Source organism: Rhizobium sp. MHM7A (assembly GCF_005862215.1).
Classification (GTDB): domain Bacteria; phylum Pseudomonadota; class Alphaproteobacteria; order Rhizobiales; family Rhizobiaceae; genus Rhizobium; species Rhizobium bangladeshense.
In genome coordinates, this window is sequence record NZ_VCHT01000059.1 from 1 (window position 1) to 2,277 (window position 2,277).

Below are 2,277 nucleotides of genomic sequence, written 5' to 3' on the forward strand. Positions count from 1 at the left end.
TGAACGCTTCATTCGTCCGTCTCCTGATTGTGACGGACTCTACCAAAATCTGGAGGAAGATCAGGGGCTCAGGTCACTTGGTGTTGACCTATTTGGTGGACGCCAACTGCCAAACATCCCTCAACCAAAGAAGTGTGAGGAAACTCGCGCTTACGAACCAGCATCACTCAGGGAAGTGAACGGTAACCTCAAATCCATCGTCGCTGCCTTGCGCCGGCGAATCAAGTTTAAGAGTGCCACCCAGTTTCTTGACCACCTTGTCGACTAGGTAGAGGCCAATCCCCGAGCCCCGAGCGTTAGTCCCACCACGTTTGAATTTATCTGTTAGCTTTTTCAAATCTTGAGGGGGTACAATCTGCCCACGGTTTATAACAGTGAAGGCGCCATTACTTGCAAAGGACACCCCAATCCTGCCAGCGGGGGCACCGTGGATGAGGGCATTTGTGAACAAATTACGGAAAATTACTACAATGGATTCGGCGTCAACGTTCCGGATCAAGGAAGGGCAATGAAGGGTGTCGCAAATTATCCTTCCAGCGTATGGCGTGTAGTCCCCGAACTGCTGATCTATCACAGCCCGACATACTTGCACTAAATCAATTGGATCGTGAGAGCCTTCGCCGAAAATTGAATTGGCTCGGGTAACTTCACGGATTTTTTGTAATAGGCTTGGAACGAGCGACACATTATCCAAAACGGAGCGGACGCGGTCCTCCAGGGGATTGCCTCGGAGCTCGCCAAGCACGATTTCCCCTTGAAGTTTGGCGCCTGCGATCAGGTTATTCACCTCATGTTCGGCGCATTCAATGAAGTCGCGCTCGCGTGCGGTCTCCTCGCGCTGGAAGATTACTTCATCGAGAAGCCTATTGATCGAACCCTGTGTGGCGAGTGGCGCGGGGCGATCGTTCGTGCTCAGGCGTGTGGCATTGTTGTCAAAGAGCCCTGCTGAGATGTCCGCCTCCAGTGCGTAAATGAAAGCCCTCAGTTCTTCGTTAGACGCACTCAGTTCTCTATTGGACGCTATTAGCCGCTGGATCATTATCATTGCTACCTGTATTGAGCGACGGCTGACAAGCGCCAATCCAAATACGTTATGAAAGTTGCCGTCGTGTAAAACTGGATAAAAGCTGGTGCTTCGACGGACGGGCCGTTGGCAAAATTGCTCGCGATCAGCGCGGCCATCGTTGTGCGAAAGCGATGAGCTGGAGAGCAGCCGATTCTTCATTTGGCCACGAGCTTGTAACCGTAGCCACGCACGGTCTCTATCCGATCCCGGCCAATTTTTTTGCGCAGCCGGGAGACATAAACCTCCACAGTGTTGCTCTCGAACTCAGAGCCGAAATCATAGAGCGCGGATTCAATGGTATGCCTTTCGACGAGGCGTCCAACTCGGTTCAGAAGACACTCTAACACAGCCCATTCGCGTGGGGACAGGCCGACGGGCGCGCCGTCACGCTCGACCAGTCTCTCAGACCGCCGTATGATAAGCGTCCCGACTCGGATTTCCGGAAGCTCGCAGACGCTCCGGCGACGTATCGCACTGTTGATGCGAGCGAAAAGCTCGTCCTGATGGTACGGCTTAGTTATAAAGTCGTCAGCTCCCGCATCAAGAAGCCGGATGCATTCCATTATGCCAGCCTGCCCCGACACCATGACAATCGGCGTCGGATCAGATCGCTTCCTGATGCTACGGAGGATGTCTTCACCGCTACAGTCCGGCAGCACATAGTCGAGAAGGATACATCCGAAAGAGCCCGAAAGCACTAACTCCTCCGCGAAAGCCCCGGTCTTTGCCCACTCGACCGCAAAGCCCTTAGCCCTGCAAATTGTGACGATGGTAGTTCCCTGGGCTATATTGTCTTCAACGAGTAGAATATTCACATCGGCTCCTCCCTGCCCGCTCCGCTTTATTGGACTAAGCTGACGATAGCCTGAACGGCGATCCTATCAGACGCAGAGCCCGACGGAGGCATTGTCGTCCATGCGTCACGCCCGCCCCTTCCAGGGATAGGCAAAATTGACGCAACCGGCTCAGGCTGCAACGGAAAAACTTCGGATCGACTTTGTCTGAACTCCGAGTCTGTTGGGCTTCGGCCCGGTCTTGGAAATGCGTCCACCTTTGACTTGCTGTGTTTTTGACGGGTAGCAACACGTGTCAGCTGATTAACCGAATGTCCCGCTAGATCTTATAAAGTGCGACGGCGATGTCACGTTGTTTCATGGACGCCTGAACAAGGCGCTTGTTTGTGACGTCAGGCAGTTGCGCCGGTCACGGCT

At 53.7% G+C, this 2,277-nt stretch carries 2 protein-coding genes; both read right to left on the reverse strand.

Annotated features, from left to right (window positions below; translation table 11 throughout):
- Positions 1 to 163 precede the first annotated feature (163 nt).
- A complete protein-coding gene (locus FFR93_RS40310) occupies positions 164 to 1,225 on the reverse strand; it encodes a HAMP domain-containing sensor histidine kinase (RefSeq protein WP_138397220.1) in 1,062 nt (353 codons plus the stop codon).
- Positions 1,222 to 1,881 carry a response regulator transcription factor gene (locus FFR93_RS40315; RefSeq protein WP_138397221.1) on the reverse strand — a complete coding sequence of 220 codons (660 nt, stop codon included), beginning with the start codon at positions 1,879 to 1,881 and terminating at the stop codon, positions 1,222 to 1,224. Before FFR93_RS40315 ends, FFR93_RS40310 begins: the two co-directional genes overlap by 4 nt.
- Positions 1,882 to 2,277 lie beyond the last annotated feature (396 nt).

Bases quoted from the DNA above. Each gene is read 5' to 3' on its own strand.
- FFR93_RS40310 (WP_138397220.1), bottom strand. From the start codon at position 1,225: ATGAAGAATCGGCTGCTCTCCAGCTCATCGCTTTCGCACAACGATGGC.